This window comes from Methylovulum psychrotolerans (assembly GCF_002923755.1).
Classification (GTDB): domain Bacteria; phylum Pseudomonadota; class Gammaproteobacteria; order Methylococcales; family Methylomonadaceae; genus Methylovulum; species Methylovulum psychrotolerans.
Window position 1 is genome coordinate 1 of the sequence record NZ_PGFZ01000021.1, and the last position, 2,130, is coordinate 2,130.

Sequence of the window (2,130 nt, forward strand, 5' to 3'; positions counted from 1 at the left end):
CCGCATCCAAACCGGCGACAAAATCTTCTATGAAGGGGGCAAACTCGGTCAGTAGCATGGCGTTCAATCCGGTCATTTTTTAACGCGGATTAGCTTAACTGCTTTACCACCCATTTTCAGCCATAAATTTGGCGGCTTTATGAAAAACTTGATGATCGAGTATTAATTCTTCGAGGCCGTGGAAATCGGCAGGATACACCCAAATAGGGCGGCGTTTGGGAAGGGGCTTTAGGCCAATCAGTGGGTTGGGGGCGATTCAGGCTTCAGCTTATCCTGTCCGTTTGGCGAAGGTATTGTTTTTTTACAAAATGGATATTTTTCATACCTATTTCATACCCATTAATGCCCCATTTTAACCGATTTCATCCTCCCCTAAATTGCTTCAGAATAACCTTCTGAAAGAGTGGAATACACAAACTGTAGCGTGCCGCTTTTAGATGAATAACTTAATCATGACAGGAGAATTTTATGGACACCGCCGCAAATACGCCTAAAAAGCCCCCCGAAAACCCACTCCAAACAACCGGTTCGGCCTTGATGTTTGAGGAGTTTGACAGTTTTTTCAATGACTTTCTCTACCGACGCTGGCCTCGCCTGTTAAATTGGAATTCTCCGGGTGTAGCCTTGGCAGAAGATTTCATTAAAGTTGATATTATCGACCATGACCATGAAATAGAAGTCCGGGCGGCTTTGCCGGGCATTAAAAAAGAAGATTTGGAAGTTTCTATTAACGATCAGGCCATCACTATCCGTACGTCCTTCGCCGGAGAAAAAAAGGAGGACGGCAAATATTTCCGCCGCGAAATAACGCGCGGAAGCTATCAACGCACCTTGTCCTTGCCAAACAATGTCGACAACGCCAACGCCAAGGCCGTTTTCGCAGACGGGATGCTGAAGGTGACCGTCCCTAAAACAGAAAAAATCCCAAGGAAACATATCACAATTGATTAGCCAGAAAAACTTGTCGCCCCCCAAAAAGCAGTAACGCCGGGCATTGGTAAGAGAACGTTAGCGTCTGAGGGTGTACCCGTCCATTTCTGCATTCTCAGTTATGGGTTAAAAGGAGGGGGCAGATGAGAAAGCCACTGGTTATTGCCGCCGCCATTGTGTTAGCGGTTATTCTGGGGCTATAGGCTTATATCGTGCTTCCTATCGATAGGGGCGGCTCGACAAATGTTGTGCGGGTGCATTCCAAAAGGACGTTAACGTTACCTGAGCCGGGTGAAGCTGCCAATATTAACAGGTGGCGCGGCCATCACCCGTCCCAAAAGCCTTTGGGCACACCGATAGCACCTAACCTGCCGCAGGCTTAACCGCTTTCTAAGAATGGCTCCCTATGGGTGTCGGTAAGGTATTTTACCTAGGAGAAAAAGATGGGAATGGAAGGTGGGCCAGTATCAGAAAACTATAAACGCTATATCGATCAGGAAATATTTTGGGAGATGGTCTCTATAGCCAAGCCAATATAATTTGATATGATAATAGGCTATTGTAAAAACGATCATCTTGAATGGAAAACGAATGGCTTATCCAGCGGCATTCAGAAAAAAACTGCTTTCAGTGATGAAAGAACAAAGCCTGACCATCCCGGAAGCCGCCGAACGGTTTGGGGTGGGCATGGCGAGCGTGTCGCGTTGGAAAAACAATCCCGACCCGGACTTCTCGCGGAACAAGCCCGGCACTAAAATTGACCGTGATGCGTTGGCCAAAGACCTTGCCGGGCATCCAGATGACTTTCTTTACGAACGGGCTGCGCGTTTTTCCGTGAGCATGTCGGGCATGGGCGCGGCGGTGAAACGCCTAGGGTTTAGCCGTAAAAAAAAGCCTGGCACATCCTAAGGCGGATGCCCGGGAACGGGCTGAATTCTCTTTAAAAATTAGGGCTTATGAAGATGAAGGCAAGCCCATTGTTTATATCGATGAGAGCGGCTTTGCCCATGGTAACACCCGCTCCCACGGCTATTCGGAAGTGGGAAAACGATGCCACGGCATCTTCGACTGGGGCGCAAAGGGCAGGACAAATGCGATAGGGGCGCTCATCAAAGGGGCGTTACTGACGGTTGCATTGTTCCCTTGCAACATCAACGCCGACGTTTTTTATGCGTGGGCCGCACAGGACTTGGTGCCAAA

General features: G+C 48.5%; 3 protein-coding genes. All 3 read left to right on the forward strand.

All coding sequences use genetic code 11. The features are described 5' to 3' along the window. The first annotated feature begins 468 nt into the window (after positions 1 to 468). Positions 469 to 951 (forward strand): Hsp20/alpha crystallin family protein, encoded by a 483-nt coding sequence (locus AADEFJLK_RS21855; protein WP_103975773.1) that lies wholly within the window; start codon positions 469 to 471, stop codon positions 949 to 951. A 570-nt stretch (positions 952 to 1,521) separates the two neighbouring features. Next, positions 1,522 to 1,839 carry an IS630 transposase-related protein gene (locus tag AADEFJLK_RS21860; RefSeq protein WP_103975774.1) on the forward strand — a complete coding sequence of 106 codons (318 nt, stop codon included), beginning with the start codon at positions 1,522 to 1,524 and terminating at the stop codon, positions 1,837 to 1,839. 76 nt (positions 1,840 to 1,915) lie between these two features. Next, the coding region (locus AADEFJLK_RS26145) for a transposase (RefSeq protein WP_428839034.1) at positions 1,916 to 2,130 on the forward strand (215 nt) is incomplete at its 3' end.